Source organism: Aphanothece microscopica RSMan92 (assembly GCF_046613545.2).
Classification (GTDB): Bacteria; Cyanobacteriota; Cyanobacteriia; order PCC-6307; family Cyanobiaceae; genus NIES-981.
In genome coordinates this window covers 1-16,698 of sequence record NZ_JBKKKY020000022.1, presented here as the reverse complement: position 1 = coordinate 16,698, position 16,698 = coordinate 1, and the positions used below count along the sequence as shown (strand labels likewise).

Sequence of the window (16,698 nt, the reverse complement as noted above, 5' to 3'; positions counted from 1 at the left end):
GCCCCAGCCGCCGCTCCGCCCATGCTCGCCGTTGCCGTGTTGGCCGCCGGGAAGGGCACGCGCATGAGGAGCGATCTTCCCAAGGTGCTCCAACCTCTGGCGGGCAGCACCCTGGTGGAGCGGGTGCTGGCCGGCTGCCGCCACCTCGAGCCCGAGCGCCAGCTGCTGATCGTCGGTCACCAGGCGGAGCGGGTCCAGGCGTCGCTGGCCGCCTGGGACGAGCTGGAGTACGTGCTCCAGCAACCCCAGAACGGCACGGGACACGCCGTGCAGCAACTGCTGGAGCCGCTTCGGGACTTCAGCGGGGAGCTGCTGGTGCTGAACGGCGATGTGCCCCTGCTGCGGCCCGAGACCCTGGAGCGGCTGCTGCGCCTGCACCGTGAGCGCGCTGCGGCCGTGACCCTGCTCACCGCCCGGATGGAGGACCCCAGCGGCTACGGGCGGGTGTTCGCCGACGCCGACGGGTCGGTCAGCGCGATCGTCGAGCACCGGGACTGCTCGGAGGAGCAGCGCCGCAACCCCCTGATCAACGCGGGGATCTACTGCTTCGACTGGCAGCGCCTGGCGGCGGTGCTGCCGAGGCTCTCGACGGACAACGACCAGGGGGAGCTCTACCTGACCGACACCGTGGCGATGCTCAGCCCGGCCATGCACCTGGAGGTTGCCGACGGCGAGGAGATCCACGGGATCAACGACCGGCTGCAGCTGGCCCACTGCGAGGCGGTGCTGCAGGAGCGCCTGCGGCGCCACTGGATGGCGGAGGGGGTGACCTTCGTCGATCCCGGCAGCTGCACCCTCAGTGAAGGCACCCGTTTCGGCCGCGACGTGATCGTCGAGCCCCAGTGCCACTTCCGCGGCAGTGCCGAGATCGGCAGCGGCTGCCGCATCGGGCCGGGCACGCTGATCGAGGACGCCCGGCTGGGGGATGGCGTGCAGGTGCTGTACGCGGTGGTCCGGGATGCCGAGGTGGGGCCGGACTGCTCGGTGGGGCCCTTTGCCCAGATCCGTCCGGGATCGCGCCTGGCGGCCCAGTGCCACGTGGGCAACTTCGTCGAGGTGAAGAACAGCAGCCTCGCCAGCGGGGTGAAGGTCAACCATCTCAGCTACATCGGTGATGCCGACCTGGGCGAGCGGGTCAACGTGGGCGCGGGAACGATCACCGCCAACTACGACGGCGTGCGCAAGCACCGCACCGTGATCGGGGCCGGCAGCAAGACCGGGGCGAACTCGGTGCTGGTCGCGCCGATCCAGCTGGGGGAGAACGTGACGGTGGGTGCCGGCTCCACCCTCACCCGCAACGTGCCGGCGGGTGCGCTGGCCCTGGGTCGGGCCCGGCAGCTGGTGAAGGAGAACTGGTCGGGACCCCAGAACGGCCGCCCGGAGACCCCTGCCCCCCCGCCGGCCCCCTAGAGCGCCCCCACCGCCGAGGTCGGCAGCAGGGGGATCAGCCGCTCCAGGGCAACCCCACGGCTCGCCTTCAGCAGCACCGTGTCCCCCGGGGCCAGCCAGCCCCGCAGCACGGCGGCGGCCTGCTCGGGCGTCGCGACCCGGGCCAGGCGGGCCATGCCGGCGGCGGCCTGCTCCATTGCCGCGCCCTCGGCGCCGGCATCGACGATCACCAGCCCGTCGAGAGCCAGCTCGCCGGCCCGCTGCGCCACGCCCCGGTGGAGCTCGAGGCTCTGCTCGCCAAGCTCGAGCATGGTGCCGAGCACGGCGAAGCGTCGGCCCCCGTTCTGGCGGGCCAGCAGGTCGAGCGAGGCGAGCACCGCCTCGGGGGAGGCGTTGTAGGTCTCATCGAGCAGCCGCACGCCACCACAGTCGAGCCGGCGGCTGCGGCCTCCCGGCAGCTCCACCTGCAGCTGCCGCAGGGCGGTGAGCTCCACCCCCAGCTCGCGCGCCACGGCCAGGGCGAGCATCAGGTTGCGGGCGTGGTGGCGGCCCTCGAGGGGGAGCTCCAGCTCCTCCCCATCCACGACCAGGGTGTGGTTCGTCTCATCGAGCGCGCCAAGCCAGTCCGCCTGGTGGGCGGCGGGCTCGTCAGCCAGGGCGATCCGCACCACGCGCCCCGCCCAGCCACCGGCCAGCGCCCCATCCAGGAGCGGATCGCCGGCCGGAATGACGACCACCCCGTCGGGCGCCAGGGAGCGGGTGATCTCGCACTTGGCCTGGGCGATCGCCTCGCGGCTGCCCAGCCGGCCGATATGGGCGGTGCCGATGTTGGTGATCACGGCCACGTCCGGCCCGGCGCAGCTGCTGAGCCGCTCGATCTCGCCCAGCCCGCGCATCCCCATCTCCACCACCACGGCGCGATGCTCGCGGCCGGCCTGCAGCAGGGTAAGCGGCACCCCTACGTCGTTGTTCTCGTTCCCCCGCGAGGCCAGCACGGGGCCCAGCGACGCCAGCGCCACGCGGATGAGCTCCCGGGTGGTGGTCTTGCCGGCCGAACCGGTCACCGCGACCACCGCCGCCTCCAGCTGCCGGCGCCAGAGCGTGGCCAGCTGCTGGTAGGCCAGCAGGGTGTCGGCCACGACCCAGACGCTGCAACCGCAGCGGCCGGCCTGATCCAGCAGCGCCTCGAGCCGGCCGGGTGCGAGCCGCTCCGCCTGCAGCACCACGGCACGGCTGCCGGCGGCGATGGCATCGGCCAGGAAGGCATGGCCATCGAAGCGCTCGCCCACCAGCGGCAGAAACAGGCCTCCGGCCACGGGGCGGCGGCTGTCGGTGCCGATGGCGGCGAGGGGCGGATCCGACGCCGCGATGCCGGCCCCCAGCGGTTCACCCCAGAGCGGCTGCAACTGGCTGAGATGAAGGGGCATCAGGGCGCTGGCGGTGGCGTCAGCAGGATCATGCCTGAACCCACCCGGGCGGAGCGGGCCAGGGGGCGACCCTGCTCATCCACCAGCTCGAGCCTTTCGTAGCCGAGGCCGCGGGCGCGCTCGAGCCAGCGCTCAGCCCGGCGCTGCTGGTCGGCGGGCGGCAGCTCCGCGAAGCCGGAGCCCAGCACCAGCTGCAGACGGGCGCGGTCCGGCTCGGGGGCCCCACGGCGGATCAGGCCGCTCGGGGCCTCGGGCTCCAGCCCCTCGAGGAGCGGATCGGCTATGGGCTCGGGCTGGACCGGATCGGGCTGGGCAGCTTCGGGCCTGGTCGGCGGGGGCGAGGTCGGAGCTGGCGGTGCGGGGAGGGGCGCGACAGGAAGGGGGCCTGGGGGCTGGACCGCTGGAGCCGGCGCAGGGCCGGAAGCGGCAGCGGGGGGAGCCTGCGGATCCGGCCAGGCGAGCCGCAGCAGACCTGCGGCCAGCAGCAGCACCAGCGCCAGGACCAGGGGCCAGAACCAGCTGGCGAAGGAGCCGGGCCAGAAGGCCGGCAGCGGCAGGTCACCCTGGCGGTTGCGGCGCCCGAGCTCCTGCAGCTTCAGACGGGTGCTGGCCAGCACCGCCTCCAGGTCGCGCCGGAGCAGGGACCAGGGATCGACCCAGGGGGCGGGCAGCTCGGTGCTCTGCTCCGCAACCCTGGGCTCCGGGCCTTCGCGGAGCCCCCCGGGGTCAGCCACCGGCGGGCCTCAGCGTCGCTTGAGCAGAGCGGCCAGGCCGCGACGGCTGGGATCGGCATCCTGCCCCTGGGAGAACTGCTCCACCTCCTCGGCCGTCGGGGTGGGTTCCTTCACCCCGCAGACATCGCGGTACATCGCGTCGTACTCCAGGGCCGAGCGGGCCCAGCTGAAGTCCATCGTCATGCCCCGGCGCTGCAGCTCCTGCCAGCTCGCCTGGTTGCGGTAGGCCTCCCAGGAGCGCACGATCCCGGTGTAGAAGTCGATCGGCTCGTAGCGGTCGAAGCCGTAACCCGTGCCCGTGCCCATCAGCGGGTCGTTGGGGGGGACGGTGTCCACCAGCCCGCCGACCCGCCGAACCACCGGCACCGAGCCGTAGCGCATCGCCAGCATCTGGCTGATGCCGCAGGGTTCGAAGCGGCTCGGCATCAGGAAGGCGTCACTGCCCCCGTAGATCAGGCGGGAGAGGGCATCGTCGTAGGTGAGAAACACCGCAAAACGTCCCGGGTGGCGCGCCGCCATCTGCCACAGCCCCGATTCGTAGGTCCGGTCGCCCGTGCCGAGCACCACGATCTGGCTGTCGGTGTAGGCCAGCACCCGATCGGCCACCTGCAGCAGCAGATCGACGCCCTTCTGGTCCACCAGGCGGCTCACCAACCCCATCAGGTAGGTGCGGGGATTGGGGGTGAGGCCGAACCGTTCCTGCAGGGCCTGCTTGTTGCCGGCCCGGGGGGCCAGATCATCGGCGGTGAAGCGGGCCGGCAGGCAGGGGTCGGTGGAGGGGTTCCAGTCCTCGGTGTCGATGCCGTTGAGGATGCCGCGCAGCTTGCCGCTGATGAAGTTCAGCAGGCCCTCGAGCTGCTCGCCGTACTGGGGCGTGCGGATCTCCATCGCGTAGGTGGGCGACACCGCGTTGACCCGATCGGCGTAGAGGAGGGCCGCCGCCATGGTGTGGTCCCCCTGCATGTACCAGGGGCACCAGGTGATGCGGTCGAGCTTCCAGCGCCAGGGGCCCTGGTACTTGAGGTTGTGGATGGTGAAGACCGTGCTGATCTCCGGGTCCTGATGCATCCACACCGGCAGCATGCCGGTGTGCCAGTCGTGGCAGTGCAGCACCTGGGGCTTCCAGTGGTGCCAGCAGAATTCCGCCGTGGCGCTGGCGAAGAAGGTGAACCGCCAGTCCTCGTCGTCGCCGCCGTAGATCCGTTCCTGGTCGAACACCGGATGGCCGATCAGGTACAGGGGAAGGCCGGAGGTCGGGTGGCGGGCCTCGAAGACGGCGAAATCGTTGCCCATCGTGTGGCCGCGCCAGACCGGATCGGCCGGGATCGTCAGCCGTGACCAGAGCCGGCCGTAGCCGGGCATCACGATCCGCACGTCATGGCCGAGCTGGGCCAGGGCAGGGGGAAGGGAGCCCACCACATCCCCCATCCCACCCACCTTGATCAGGGGGGCGCACTCGGCAGCAGCAAACAAGACGCGCATCCAGGCCGCCCAGAGGTGGGCGCAACTTTAGGGGTGGGCTTCAGGACTGACTTCCAGCGATGGACGCCGAGCTGGCATCCAGGCCGCTCCTCAGGGCAGCACCGTGACCGGCGTCCCCATCTGCACGAGGGCGAACAGCTCCCGCACGTGCTCGTCGAAGAGGCGCACGCAGCCGTGGGAGGCCGCCTGACCCACCGTCTCCCGGTTGGGGGTGCCGTGGAAGCCGGCGCTGACGCAGCCCTCCACCACCAGGTTCTCGCGACCGTTGAAGCCCCTGCGGCCCTGGCAATCCCGGTGGAAGCCGATCCAGCGACTGCCCAGGGGGTTGGCCGGCCCGGGCTGCACCCGCTGGCCGGTCGCCGGGTGCTCCCAGACCGGATTCGCCACCAGCTCGATCACCTGGAAGCGGCCCACCGGTGTCTCCCAGCCTGGACGCCCCACCGCGACCGGGAAGCGGCGCAGCTCACGTCCGCCCTCCAGCACCAGCAGGTGACGGCGGCGCCGATCCAGCACCAGCTCCCGCTGGCCCACGGTGGCGGGCCGGGATGGCACGGGGGCGGTGGTCAGGCTGGTCGTGGAGAAGCTGGCCGTGGGCAGAGCCGTGGTGGAGGGGACCCGGGGCCCGGGGGCCCCCAGCTCAGCGGAGAGCGCCCTGCCCGGCAGCACTGCCGCACCGGCCAGGGCGGTGGCGATCAGCAGGCCAAGGGACCTGCCCAGGGGCGCCTGCTGCCGTCTCTCCACCGTGGCCGGACATCTGCGTCTCAAGGCCCTCAGGGTAACCAGGGCGCATCGGAGAAGTCGGGAGGCCGCTTCGCCAGGAAGGCGTCGCGCCCTTCCTGGCCCTCCGCTGTCCGGTAGAAGAGGTGGGTGGCCTGGCCGGCCAGTTCCTGGATGCCGGCCAGCCCATCGGTCTCGGCATTGAAGGCGGCCTTGAGGCAGCGGATGGCCGTCGGGCTGTGCTGCAGCACCTCCCTGGCCCAGCGGACCCCTTCCGCCTCGAGCTGCTCGAGCGGCACCACCGCGTTCACCAGACCCATCGCCAGGGCCTCGTCGGCACCGTACTGGCGGCAGAGGAACCAGATCTCCCGGGCCTTGCGCTGGCCCACCACCCGGGCCAGGTAACCCGCCCCGAAGCCGCCATCGAAGCTGCCGACCTTCGGGCCGGTCTGGCCGAAGCGGGCGTTCTCCGCAGCGATCGACAGGTCACAGAGCAGGTGGAGCACCTGGCCGCCGCCGATGGCATACCCCGCCACCAGGGCGATCACCACCTTGGGCAGGCTGCGGATCAGGCGCTGCAGATCGAGCACGTTCAGCCGGGGCAGGCCGCTGGCATCGACGTAGCCCCCGTCACCCCGCACGCTCTGGTCACCGCCGGCGCAGAAGGCCCACCCGCCATCGGCGGCGGGACCCGCTCCGGTGAACAGCACCACGCCGATCCGGGGGTTGTCGCGCACCCGGGCGAAGGCATCGCAGAGCTCCTGCACGGTCAGCGGCCGGAAGGCGTTGCGCTTGTGGGGCCGGTCGATCGTGATCCGGGCGATTCCCTCATCGCACAGATCGAAGCGGATGTCCTCGTAGCTGCCGGCGCTGCGCCAGCTCACGGAGGCAGCGGTCATGGGCAAGCGGCCAGGGCGCTGGCCATTCTGCGCAGGGCCTGGCGACGGGCGGCATCGCGGCGCCGGTCGGTGGGCACGTGCAGCAGGGCCATCGGCTGCGCCAGGGCCCAGGCCAGGTCAGCGGCCAGGCTCGCGGGGCCGCTGACGGAGCGGGCGGGCACCCCATGGGCCGCCGCCAGGGCCACGGGATTGACGGCCTGGGGCATGGCGAACAGCCGCTCGAAATCCAGGGGCCCATCGCCCTCGGGCCGGATCGGCAGCTGCTCGAAGATCCCCCCACCGCCGTTGTCGATCAGCACCACCACCAGCCGGCCGGCGAGCTGGCCGTGCCAGAGCCAGCCATTGCTGTCGTGCAGCAGGGCCAGGTCACCGGTGAGCAGCACCGCGCGGCCCTGGACCTCGGCGACGCCGCAGGCCAGCGAGAGGGTGCCGTCGATGCCGGAAGCCCCCCGGAAGGCGTGCACGGCGCGCGCCGTGCCGCCCGGGACGGCGAAGCTGTCCCAGTCCCGCACCGGGGAGCTGTTGGCGATCACCAGCGGCACCCCCTCCGGCAGCAGGCGGCTGAGCTGGCGGGCCAGGGCCGGCTCCCCCCAGTCCTCCCCCACCAGTTCCCGGTCCAGCAACTGCTGCACGGCCTGGTCCAGCCGCCGCCAGCGGCGGGCCAGGGCCATGCTCCCGGCGCCGGGATGGCCTGCCAGGCAGCCCGGCGGCAGCTGATCGAGCCAGCCGGCCAGCCCCCCGGCCCACTGCAGCGCTGCGGTGCCGAGGGGGTCGAGCCGGCGGGGCTCCTGCTCGCTGATCAGCACCTGGTGTCCGCCGCAGGCCTGCAGGAACTGCTGAATGCGGCGGCTGGCGGGCATCGGCCCGAGGCGGAGCACCTGGCCCACCAGCAGGTCGGCAGGCACGGGATCGAGGGCGAGATCGGCCCCGCCGACGAGCGCGAGGCCGGCGGCGCCCCGGAGGCCGCTGAGACCGTCAGCCAGCACCGGCCAGCCGCTGCGGACCTGCCAGCGGCGCAGGGCCTCCAGAAAGGCTGGCCAGTGCTGGGGGCGCCCCCGCCAGGGTCCGGCCACCACCACACCGGACTGATCGGGGTCCAGCCCGGCGGCCCCGATGCGGGGCCAGGGCGGCCGGGCCATGGGCACGGATGCGGCAGCTGGGACCGAAGCTGAGGCGGGGGAGGAGGAGGCCATCGCCAGCCCGGATGCGACCGCCTGCAGCCCCGGACCATCGAGATGCAGGGGTTCCTCGAGCGGCAGGTTGAGGTGCACCGGACCGGCGGGGGCCGCGGGCCCGGCGGCTGTGGCCGCCATGGCCCGCAGCCCGAGCTGATCCAGGGCTTCGGGAGCCATCACCGCCAGGCCCCGTCCATCCCCCTGCAGGACGGCCCGCACGCTGCAGGCGAGGAAAGCCTCCTGGTTCACGGTCTGGTTGGCACCGCACCCCTTGAGGCGCTGCGGCCGATCGGCGCTGATCAGCAGCAGGGGGATGCCGCCGAGGTCAGCCTCCACCGCCGCCGGCAGCAGATTCGCCACGGCGGTGCCCGAGGTGGTGATCACCGCGGCGCAGCCATCGCCGGCGCGGGAACAGCCCAGGGCCAGGAAGGCCGCCGAACGCTCATCCACGGCCGTGAGCAGGCGCAGCCCCCGACGCTCGAGCATCCCGGCGGCGGTGGCCAGGGGGCCGGAACGGCTGCCGGGGCAGAGCACCACCGGTCCGGCCCCCTGGCGAATCAGGGCCTGCAGCAGCCGCAGGGCTGCCTCGAGATTGCGGCGGGCCAGATCCACGCGAGGACCTGCAGGATGGGGCGACCATCTTCCCCGTCCGCCTTGCCCGACGTCCTGCCCGATGCCGCCCCGGGGTCCGGGACAGCGGCCCCCGGCACACCCTCCCGCCTGGCCGACCTGCGGCGGCAGCTGCTGCCCCTGCTGGCCTGGGTGGCCGTGGCCCTGCTGCTGCGCTGGGCCCTGGTCGAACCCCGCTGGATCCCCTCGGGCTCGATGCTGCCCACGCTGCAGCTGCAGGACCGGGTGCTGGTGGAGAAGGTGCGGACCCGTCTGCACCGGCCCCTGCCGGTGGGCACCGTGGTGGTGTTCCACCCGCCGCAGCTGCTGCAGGAGGCGGGCTACTCCCCCCGTGCGGCCCTGATCAAGCGGATCGTGGCCCGCCCCGGTGACCGGGTGGAGGTGCGCCAGGGCCGGCTGTGGCGCAACGGCACGCCCGTGGCCGCGGACTGGGCGGCCGAACCGATGGACTATGCCCTGCCACCGCTCGAGGTGCCGACCGGGCATGTGCTGGTGCTGGGAGACAACCGCAACGCCAGCCTGGACTCCCATCTCTGGGGTCCCCTGCCGGAGGAGCATCTGATCGGCGCGGCCGTCTGGCGCTACTGGCCCCTGGGCAGGTTCGGAGCGATTCGGTTCTCCCCCCCCGAGGGCGCCCCTGGTGCCTCCCGGCAGCTGGGTTAAGGTTCGATGGTGACGCGGAGCACACCGGAAATGTTCAACCCGGAGTTCCTGACGACGGACACTGAAGCGATCAGCGGCAATTCCCTGATCCAATACCTTCAGGAGCAGTCTCCGGATGTGCTGCAGCGGGTGGCTCGCTCGGCCAGCGGCGACATCCAGGACATCATTCGTCACAACGTCCAGGGCCTGCTGGGCATGCTCCCCGGCGAGCATTTCGAAGTCAAGATTCAGACCAACCGCGACAACCTGGCCGGCCTGCTGGCCTCGGCCATGATGACGGGGTACTTCCTCCGCCAGATGGAGCAGAGGATGGAGCTGGAAACCAGCCTGCTCGGTACCGACGACGCCGGGGACGACCCCTGCCGCGATGCCGATCCGGGCGAACTGCGGCTCTGAGCCGCCCGACGCGGCTGGTCGCTCAGCACTGAGGCGGCACCCCCGGCGAGCGGGGAACCACCCCGAGCCTGAGCAGGTTCCGATCGATCCCGGCCAGATAGGCCCAGCTGCCCCCGTCCGGCGCCCAGGTGCCGACCTCGAGGCTGTCGGCCAGGTCCGCCAGCTGGGAGGCCCTCACCGCCACCGGGGCCTCGTAATGGGCCGGGATCACCCAGCCGATCTCCCAGTCGCGGGCCATGGCCCGCAACCAGTCCAGCAGCGCCGAGCGGCAGCGGGGGAAGACCAGCCGCTCGAGCACCGGCGCAACCCGGAGAGGGGCGGACGGTGTCGGGAGCAGCGCCTGGAATTCCTCCTGCCAGCCGGGCAGCCAGCGGAACGGATAGAGGCCGAAATAGCAGCGCAGTGAGCGGAGCCCGGGGGCCAGGGCCTGGCTGAGCACCTCCCCCCAGGGGGGCACCGCCAGCCGGTCGGGGCGCAGGTAGCTGGCGAACAGCACGAGCCGCTGCCACCCCCGGCGGCGGTTCTCCGGGCCATCCTGCAGGGGCTCATCGCCCCGATCCCGAGCGTGGAACAGCAGGGGGGTGGGATCGGCGCCGAACAGCTCGGGAGGCTCTCTGCCGATGGCCACCAGGGCATCGGTGATCAGCACACTGGCGCTGGCGCGATGCAGGCAGGCCACCTCCAGGAACGTTCCCAGGCCGAGATCCAGCGGGCCGAGGGCTTTCCAGTCCAGCTCCTCGGCATGGGGCACGCCCTGCTCGAACAGCACGCGGGTGCGCCTGGCCGGGAAGCCGAGCCAGCTCAGCGGCAACGCCATCGGAAAGCTCCACTGGCGGGGCGTGACCCACACGGTGGCCATGGGGAAGGCCCGGGCCATCGCCGGCACCGCCACCTTGTGCTCCAGGCCCGAGGCGGTGGGCAGCACGATCGTCTGCACCGGGCCGAAGCGCTGCTCGAGATCGGCGAGGGCGCGGCGCACCTCGACGGTGGGGGCCACCGGGGCGTAGAGCAGCAGGCCCCGGCGGAGCCGCAGCACCGTCATGCGGATCGGCACGGCCACATAGAGCACCCCCTGGAGCTGCTCGAAGCTCCACACCTGCGCGGGGATCAGTTCCCGGATCAGGGTCTGGCGGCGGCCATAGGGGTAGAGCGGCAGCAGTGGCCACCAGGGCCACGACTGGCTCCGGCCGGTCGCCTCGGCCATCACCGGCGCACCTGGGCCAGCAGCCCATGGCGGGGGGCCAGCACGAAGCTGAGCATGAACAGGCCGGTCTGCACCAGCACGATGCAGCCGGCGGTGGAGGCATCCATCCAGTAGCTCCAGTAGATGCCCAGCACGCTGGAGATCACCGCGGAGGCCACGGCGATCCAGCTCATGCGGTCAAACCGGTCGGTGAGCAGATAGGCGGTGGCGCCAGGTGTCACCAGCATCGCCACTACCAGGATGATGCCCACCGTCTGCAGTCCGGCGACCGCGGCCAGGGAGAGCGCCGTGAGCAGGAGGTAGTGCAGCACGCCCGTGCGCAGACCGATCGAACGGGCATGGGTGGGATCGAAGCAGAACAGGATCAGGTCGCGCCGGAACACCAGCAGCACCACGAGCACCAGCGCGCTGATCAGCAGCGTCTGCACCACGTCCGCGTCGCTGATTCCCAGCACGTTGCCGAAGAGGATATGGGTGAGATCGAGGTTGCTGCGCACCTTGGAGATCAGGGTCAGCCCCAGGGCGAAGAAGCCTGTGAACACCAGGCCGATCACCGTGTCCTCCTTGATCCGGGTCATCTGTTTGATGACCCCGATCAGGGTCACGGACCCGACGCCGAACACGAATGCCCCGAGGGCGAAGGGCAGGCCGAGCGCGTAGGCGATCACCACGCCGGGCATCACCGCATGGGAGACCGCATCCCCCATCAGGGCCCAGCCCTTGAGGGTCATGAAGCAGGACAGCAGGCCGCACACCACGCCCACCACCATGCTGATCAGCAGGGCCCGCACCATGAACTCATGGCGGAGGGGCTCGGTCATCCAGAGGAGGGGCTCCATTCAGCCCTCCACCGTGAGACCGCCGAAGGTCCGGGCCAGGTTCTCCTCGGTGAAGACCTCACTGGTCTCGCCGTAGGCCAGCACGGTCTTGTTGATCAGCACCACCTGGTCACAGAAGCCCCGCACATGGGCCATGTCATGGGTGGAGATCAGCAGGGTGCGCCCGTCGTTGCGGAACGCCTCGAACAGATCCACCAGCAGGCACTCGGTGCGGATGTCGACGCCGTTGAACGGTTCATCCAGCAGCAGCACCGAAGCCCCCTGGGCCAGGGCACGGGCCACGAAGGCCCGCTTGCGCTGGCCGCCGGAGAGCTGGCCGATCTGCCGGTGCCGCAGGGGCCAGAGATCCACCCGCTCGAGGCTGTCCTGCACAGCCCGGTGGTCGCTGGGGCGGGGGATCCGCAGGGGATTCATCCGGCCGTAGCGGCCCATCATCACCACATTGGCCACATCGACCGGGAAGTTCCAGTCCACGCTCTCCATCTGGGGCACATAGGCCACCGACTGGTCCCGGCGGGCCTGGTTCAGGGACGCCCCATTGATCGTGATGCTGCCGCGGGAGGGCCGCACGAAACCCATCAGGGCTTTGAAGAGGGTCGACTTGCCGGCCCCGTTCATGCCGACCAGCCCGCAGATGCTGCCGGCGCGCACCCGCAGGGAGGCATCGTGAAGCGCCACGGTGCCGTGGTAGTCGACGCAGAGGTGCTCCACCACGATGCGGTCGGCGGCGCTCAGGAGCGCGTCCGAGGGAGCCGCTGGGGGCAGCACGCTCACGAGCCCGACCCCTGAAGTCCAGCCACGAGGGTGCTGACGTTGTGGCGTTGCAGGTCGATCAGGGTTGGCGCCGGACCGCCGGGACCGGAGAGGGAATCAACGTAGAACACCCCCCCGAAGCGGGCGCCGGTCTCCCGGGCGACCTGCTGCTGCGGCTCGGCACTGACCGTGCTCTCGCAAAACACGGCCGGCACCCGGCGCTCCCGCACCAGCGCGATCAGTCGGGCCATGCGCTGGGGTGTGACCTGGGATTCCGCGTTCACCGGCCAGAGGTAGGCCTCGGTGAGTCCGTAGTCGCGGGCCAGGTAACTGAACGCCCCCTCGCAGGTCGCGAGCACCCGCTGGCCGGGGGGCAGGGCATCCAGCGCCGTGCGCAGCTGCCGGTCCAGCTCCCGGAGCTGGGCGCGGTAGGCGTCGGCGTTGCGGCGGTAGGTGTCGGCGCTGGCCGGGTCCAGGCGGGTGAAGGCCTGGCGGATGTTCTCGATGTAGACCTCGGCGAGCCGGGGCGACATCCAGGCGTGGGGGTTCGACCTGCCGGCGTAGGCGTCCTCCGCGATCGGCAGGGGCGTGATGCCCTCGGTGAGGGTGGCGGTCTGGAGCTGCCGCTGGCCGGCATAGAAGCGGCGGGCCCACTGATCCACCCCGAAACCGTTCTCGAGCACCAGCTGGGCATCCGCGACCCGCTGGAGATCACTGGGGGTGGGCTCATAGCCATGGATCTCGGCCCCCAGCTTGGTGATCGATTCCACCCGGAGGCGGTCGCCGGCCACATGGCGGGCCATGTCGGCCAGCACGGTGAAGGTGGTGAGCACCAGCGGCCTGCCATCCGCTGGCTGGCTGGACTGGGGCGGCTGGCAGCCCGCCAGGGCCATGGCGAGCACCAGAAGCCCGGCGGCCGCCCTGGACTTCAGAGGCACGGGCGCCGTGGAGGAGCCGGAGGAGGCGTGCCTGCGGACGGCTGCTGACTGGGACCGGGTGGCACCGGCAGGGAATCGGAGAGTTTGCCCTGGCTGGCCCTGATCCGAGGTCATCCCGAAAAGCTAAACGAAAGCCCCCGCCGAAGCGGGGGCTGGAAGGTCTGCGAAACCCGTCGACATTCGGGGGCGAAGCGGTCGACGGGGGTGCTGATCAGCGAAGCTTCAGCGGAGCTGAGGATCAGCCGATCACCGGGGCGGTGATGGGGGCCGTCATGGCCACCGGGGTGGTCTGCACGGCCGCCAGGTCGAGCGGGAAGTTGTGGGCGTTGCGCTCGTGCATCACTTCCATGCCGAGGTTGGCACGGTTGATCACGTCAGCCCAGGTGGGCAGCACCTTGCCCTGGGCATCCAGGATCGACTGGTTGAAGTTGAAGCCGTTCAGGTTGAACGCCATCGTGCTCACGCCCAGGGCGGTGAACCAGATGCCCACCACCGGCCAGGCAGCCAGGAAGAAGTGCAGGCTGCGGCTGTTGTTGAAGCTGGCGTATTGGAAGATCAGGCGACCGAAGTAACCGTGGGCAGCCACGATGTTGTAGGTCTCCTCCTCCTGGCCGAACTTGTAGCCGTAGTTCTGGCTCTCGCTCTCGGTGGTCTCCCGCAGCAGCGAGGAGGTCACCAGCGAGCCATGCATGGCCGAGAAGAGGCTGCCTCCGAACACACCGGCCACGCCCAGCATGTGGAAGGGGTGCATCAGGATGTTGTGCTCGGCCTGGAACACCAGCATGAAGTTGAAGGTGCCGCTGATGCCGAGGGGCATGCCGTCGGAGAAGGAGCCCTGACCGAAGGGGTAGACCAGGAACACAGCGAACGCGGCTGAGAGCGGAGCGCTGTAGGCGATGCAGATCCAGGGACGCATGCCGAGGCGGTAGCTCAGTTCCCACTGACGGCCCAGGTAACAGGAAATGCCGATCAGGAAGTGGAAGACCACCAGCTGGTAGGGGCCGCCGTTGTACAGCCACTCATCGAGGGAGGCAGCTTCCCAGATGGGGTAGAAGTGCAGGCCGATGGCGTTGCTGGAGGGCACCACAGCACCGGAGATGATGTTGTTGCCGTAGAGGAACGAGCCGGCCACGGGCTCGCGGATGCCGTCGATGTCGACAGGGGGAGCGGCGATGAACGCCACGATGAAGCAGATGGTCGCAGCCAGAAGGCAGGGAATCATCAGCACACCGAACCAACCGACATAGATGCGGTTGTTGGTGGAGGTGATCCACTGGCAGAAGCTTTCCCAGCTTTCTGCACGGCTGCTGCGCGCAGCAGTGGTCATGGAAGAAGCCCTTGAAAGGAGGATGAGAACAGGAGCCCATTCAGGAAAGACGCTTCCCGGGGGAGGCCGCTTGCCTGAGCTGAACCAACAAAACGCTACGTAAAAAGCGCCGGAAGGCACGGTCTGGACATCAATCGTCGAGCAGCTTCAGGTTCCTTTACATGCCACTGCGGCCGCCCACCGTCCCTTCAGCCGTCCATTCAGACGACCCTTGAGCACGACCTGGAACCCAGGTAGGGGGCCTAACGCCTTCAGGTCCGGGCCGGCGAGACCGCCGCCTGGGTCGCCAGCCACTGCCGCCCCTGCTGCAGGAAGGCCCCCCAGTCCAGCTTCTCGGCATCGGCGGCCTGGGCCACCAGCAACGGGGCCTCCCGACGGAGACGTTCGAGGTCCGGCTCACTGACGCCGGCGGAACGGGCCAGGGTATCGGCCATGGCACGGCCGACCACGCGGGTGAGGTAGGCCGCGCTGAGGGCCTGGATGGCACTGCCGACCAGCCAGGTGGCCCCATGCCAGCGAATCAGGGAGGCCAGGGCCTGGGTGCTCCACTCCACCACCCCGAGGGCCAGGGAGGCCTTGGCCAGCTCGGTGGCCGTCGCCCGCAGCTGCTCGGGTGTCCAGGAGCAGTGCCAGAGGCGGGCCATCTCCTGCACCATCAGGCCGTTGGCCACCGCGAGCACGAGCAGATCCAGGCTCGGCAGGGGGGCGGCCACCACGGCGGCGGCCACCACCCACTGGGTGCGTTGCTGCAGTCCCTGGAAACGACGGCGGCGCATGGCCTCGAGCTCGGCCTGCCAGTGGCTGTGCAGGCCCTGGAGACAGCGCAGCTGGCGTTGCCGGCGCAGCTGGGCGGCCTCGCGGCTCAGCCGCTCGGCCAGGGGCATGAGCAGGGGTTCCAGGGTGCGCCGGGGCTCGAGACTGCCGGGCCCGGGGTGCCAGAACAGCACCTCCCGGTCCGGCCGGCGTGCCAGTTGGGCTTCCAGTTCGGCCCGCAGGCCGGTGGGATCGGCGCCGGCGCCGCCATCGACCAGCAGGCAGACCGGCAGGGCGGCGGGCAGGGCCTCGAGCCAGCGCAGGTCAGCCGCCGAGAGCGGCGTGCTCAGGGCATAGACGAGAAAGTCGCAGGCCGCGAAGGGTTCGGGCCATTGCCAGTCCTCGCTCCAGCTCGGCAGGGGCCTGCCCCAGAGCAGGGTGAGGGTCTGGGCGCCGCGCAGGGCCTCAGCGAACTGCTGCTGCCAGGGCTCGGCGATCGCCGAAGTGCCCGCCACTCCCACGGTGAGTCCGGCGCGCTCCAGCAGGCGGCGCTGGTCCGCCAGGGTCAGGGCACGTTGCTGGGAGGCCGCGTGGCCCTCGGGGTCGAGGTCCTGGAACTGCTCCTGGAGACCTTCAAGGCGCTGGAGCCAGCCGGTCACATCGGTGGGGGGGGGACCGGCCGGGGGGCGGGGGCGCCGCAGGAACCACCAGCCGGCGGCGAGGGCCAGCACGCCGGTGGAGGCGGAGGCCAGGGGGAGGTGGAGCAGATGGCCCAGGCCGTCGAGGGCCACACCGCCGACCAGGACGGCCGCGCCGGCGGGCCACCAGCGGGAGATCCCTGCGGCGAGCAGGCGTCCGGGAATCGGCAGGGCTGGAGAGGAGGACGGGGGCTGGCCGGACGGCGGCGTCAACGCGGCACCAAAGCGCTGAGCATCTTTAGCTCACCCAGCCCTGCACGCCCACCCGGATTGCCAATAGCGTGGGGGCAGATGCAGGCTCCAGCGGTGACGAGCCCAGGCCCCGGGTCGCCGGACGCCCGGTCACGGGTCCGTTCCGATGGGCTGACCGGTGGCCTTAGCGGCGAGCTCACCCCCAGCGTGGTGGGAAGCCTGGCCATCAGCGTCGTGAGGTTCGCCGTGGGCCTGGGGAGCGGATCGCTGGCCCTGCTGGCCGATGCCCTGCAGAGCGGCCTGGACGCCCTGATCGCCCTGGCGGGGGTGGCGGCCGGCGGTCTGTCCAATCCCCGTCCCGACCGGGACCATCCCTACGGGCACCAGAAATTCCGCACGGTGGGGGCCCTGGCCAGCGCCGCCCTGGTGCTGTTCGCCGGCGTCGAGATCCTGCAGGCCGCCACGACGCGGCTCATCGCCGG

General features: G+C 71.2%; 16 protein-coding genes. 4 read left to right on the top strand and 12 right to left on the bottom strand.

What is annotated here, in order from left to right; genetic code table 11:
* Window positions 1–21: 21 nt before the first annotated feature.
* Window positions 22–1,410 carry a bifunctional UDP-N-acetylglucosamine diphosphorylase/glucosamine-1-phosphate N-acetyltransferase GlmU gene (gene glmU, locus ACLD7X_RS08190; RefSeq protein ID WP_411423063.1) on the top strand — a complete coding sequence of 463 codons (1,389 nt, stop codon included), beginning with the start codon at window positions 22–24 and terminating at the stop codon, window positions 1,408–1,410.
* On the opposite strand, the gene ACLD7X_RS08185 is transcribed toward glmU, so the two are convergent.
* The 6 genes from ACLD7X_RS08185 to menD all read right to left on the bottom strand — a co-directional run bounded on the left by ACLD7X_RS08185 (window position 1,407) and on the right by menD (window position 8,435).
* Window positions 1,407–2,816: a UDP-N-acetylmuramoyl-tripeptide--D-alanyl-D-alanine ligase gene (locus ACLD7X_RS08185; RefSeq protein ID WP_411423062.1), complete on the bottom strand. Its 1,410-nt coding sequence runs from the start codon at window positions 2,814–2,816 to the stop codon at window positions 1,407–1,409. The two genes, glmU and ACLD7X_RS08185, sit on opposite strands and share 4 nt — an antisense overlap.
* Entirely contained in the window at window positions 2,816–3,550 is a 735-nt protein-coding gene (locus ACLD7X_RS08180) for a hypothetical protein (RefSeq protein ID WP_411423061.1), read from the bottom strand. Before ACLD7X_RS08180 ends, ACLD7X_RS08185 begins: the two co-directional genes overlap by 1 nt.
* 9 nt (window positions 3,551–3,559) lie before the next feature.
* On the bottom strand, window positions 3,560–5,032 hold the full coding sequence (gene glgA / locus ACLD7X_RS08175) for a glycogen synthase GlgA (protein WP_411423060.1): 1,473 nt from the start codon (window positions 5,030–5,032) through the stop codon (window positions 3,560–3,562).
* A gap of 90 nt (window positions 5,033–5,122) precedes the next feature.
* Window positions 5,123–5,797 (bottom strand): L,D-transpeptidase, encoded by a 675-nt coding sequence (locus ACLD7X_RS08170; RefSeq protein WP_411423059.1) that lies wholly within the window; start codon window positions 5,795–5,797, stop codon window positions 5,123–5,125.
* A gap of 5 nt (window positions 5,798–5,802) precedes the next feature.
* Window positions 5,803–6,648: a 1,4-dihydroxy-2-naphthoyl-CoA synthase gene (gene menB, locus ACLD7X_RS08165; RefSeq protein ID WP_411423058.1), complete on the bottom strand. Its 846-nt coding sequence runs from the start codon at window positions 6,646–6,648 to the stop codon at window positions 5,803–5,805.
* On the bottom strand, window positions 6,645–8,435 hold the full coding sequence (gene menD, locus ACLD7X_RS08160) for a 2-succinyl-5-enolpyruvyl-6-hydroxy-3-cyclohexene-1-carboxylic-acid synthase (protein ID WP_411423057.1): 1,791 nt from the start codon (window positions 8,433–8,435) through the stop codon (window positions 6,645–6,647). The genes menB and menD overlap by 4 nt, the downstream gene beginning before the upstream one ends.
* 42 nt (window positions 8,436–8,477) lie before the next feature.
* Here menD and lepB point away from each other — a divergent pair, with 42 nt between their 5' ends.
* Both lepB and ACLD7X_RS08150 read left to right on the top strand, forming a co-directional pair.
* Complete coding sequence (gene lepB, locus ACLD7X_RS08155; RefSeq protein WP_411423056.1) at window positions 8,478–9,116, top strand: signal peptidase I; 639 nt, start codon at window positions 8,478–8,480, stop codon at window positions 9,114–9,116.
* A 6-nt stretch (window positions 9,117–9,122) separates the two neighbouring features.
* On the top strand, window positions 9,123–9,512 hold the full coding sequence (locus tag ACLD7X_RS08150) for a DUF760 domain-containing protein (RefSeq protein WP_412006694.1): 390 nt from the start codon (window positions 9,123–9,125) through the stop codon (window positions 9,510–9,512).
* A gap of 22 nt (window positions 9,513–9,534) precedes the next feature.
* Here the strand turns inward: ACLD7X_RS08150 and ACLD7X_RS08145 are convergent, their stop codons facing one another.
* The 6 genes from ACLD7X_RS08145 to ACLD7X_RS08120 form a co-directional block, all read right to left on the bottom strand.
* Window positions 9,535–10,716, bottom strand: a complete 1,182-nt coding sequence (locus ACLD7X_RS08145; RefSeq protein ID WP_411423055.1) for a DUF4336 domain-containing protein — start codon at window positions 10,714–10,716, stop codon at window positions 9,535–9,537.
* Entirely contained in the window at window positions 10,716–11,537 is an 822-nt protein-coding gene (locus ACLD7X_RS08140; RefSeq protein WP_411423054.1) for a metal ABC transporter permease, read from the bottom strand. The genes ACLD7X_RS08145 and ACLD7X_RS08140 overlap by 1 nt, the downstream gene beginning before the upstream one ends.
* An 18-nt stretch (window positions 11,538–11,555) precedes the next feature.
* Window positions 11,556–12,329, bottom strand: coding sequence for a metal ABC transporter ATP-binding protein (locus ACLD7X_RS08135; protein WP_411423053.1), 774 nt, complete (start codon window positions 12,327–12,329; stop codon window positions 11,556–11,558).
* Window positions 12,326–13,246: a metal ABC transporter substrate-binding protein gene (locus ACLD7X_RS08130; protein ID WP_412006695.1), complete on the bottom strand. Its 921-nt coding sequence runs from the start codon at window positions 13,244–13,246 to the stop codon at window positions 12,326–12,328. The genes ACLD7X_RS08135 and ACLD7X_RS08130 overlap by 4 nt, the downstream gene beginning before the upstream one ends.
* A 238-nt stretch (window positions 13,247–13,484) precedes the next feature.
* Window positions 13,485–14,573, bottom strand: a complete 1,089-nt coding sequence (gene psbA, locus ACLD7X_RS08125) for a photosystem II q(b) protein (protein ID WP_411423051.1) — start codon at window positions 14,571–14,573, stop codon at window positions 13,485–13,487.
* A 251-nt stretch (window positions 14,574–14,824) separates the two neighbouring features.
* A complete protein-coding gene (locus tag ACLD7X_RS08120; RefSeq protein ID WP_411423050.1) occupies window positions 14,825–16,237 on the bottom strand; it encodes a DUF697 domain-containing protein in 1,413 nt (470 codons plus the stop codon).
* 93 nt (window positions 16,238–16,330) lie between these two features.
* On the opposite strand from ACLD7X_RS08120, the gene ACLD7X_RS08115 reads away from it, so the two are divergent.
* Window positions 16,331–16,698, top strand: a 368-nt coding sequence (locus ACLD7X_RS08115; protein WP_411423049.1) for a cation diffusion facilitator family transporter, incomplete at its 3' end; no start/stop codon positions are given.

What these genes read in the sequence shown, in the direction of transcription:
- ACLD7X_RS08150 (WP_412006694.1), top strand. Translation starts at nt 9,123, where the DNA reads ATGGTGACGCGGAGCACACCGGAAATGTTCAACCCGGAGTTCCTGACG.
- ACLD7X_RS08145 (WP_411423055.1), bottom strand. Translation starts at nt 10,716, where the DNA reads ATGGCCGAGGCGACCGGCCGGAGCCAGTCGTGGCCCTGGTGGCCACTG.
- glmU (WP_411423063.1), top strand. Translation starts at nt 22, where the DNA reads ATGCTCGCCGTTGCCGTGTTGGCCGCCGGGAAGGGCACGCGCATGAGG.
- psbA (WP_411423051.1), bottom strand. Translation starts at nt 14,573, where the DNA reads ATGACCACTGCTGCGCGCAGCAGCCGTGCAGAAAGCTGGGAAAGCTTC.
- menB (WP_411423058.1), bottom strand. Translation starts at nt 6,648, where the DNA reads ATGACCGCTGCCTCCGTGAGCTGGCGCAGCGCCGGCAGCTACGAGGAC.
- ACLD7X_RS08140 (WP_411423054.1), bottom strand. Translation starts at nt 11,537, where the DNA reads ATGACCGAGCCCCTCCGCCATGAGTTCATGGTGCGGGCCCTGCTGATC.
- glgA (WP_411423060.1), bottom strand. Translation starts at nt 5,032, where the DNA reads ATGCGCGTCTTGTTTGCTGCTGCCGAGTGCGCCCCCCTGATCAAGGTG.
- ACLD7X_RS08185 (WP_411423062.1), bottom strand. Translation starts at nt 2,816, where the DNA reads ATGCCCCTTCATCTCAGCCAGTTGCAGCCGCTCTGGGGTGAACCGCTG.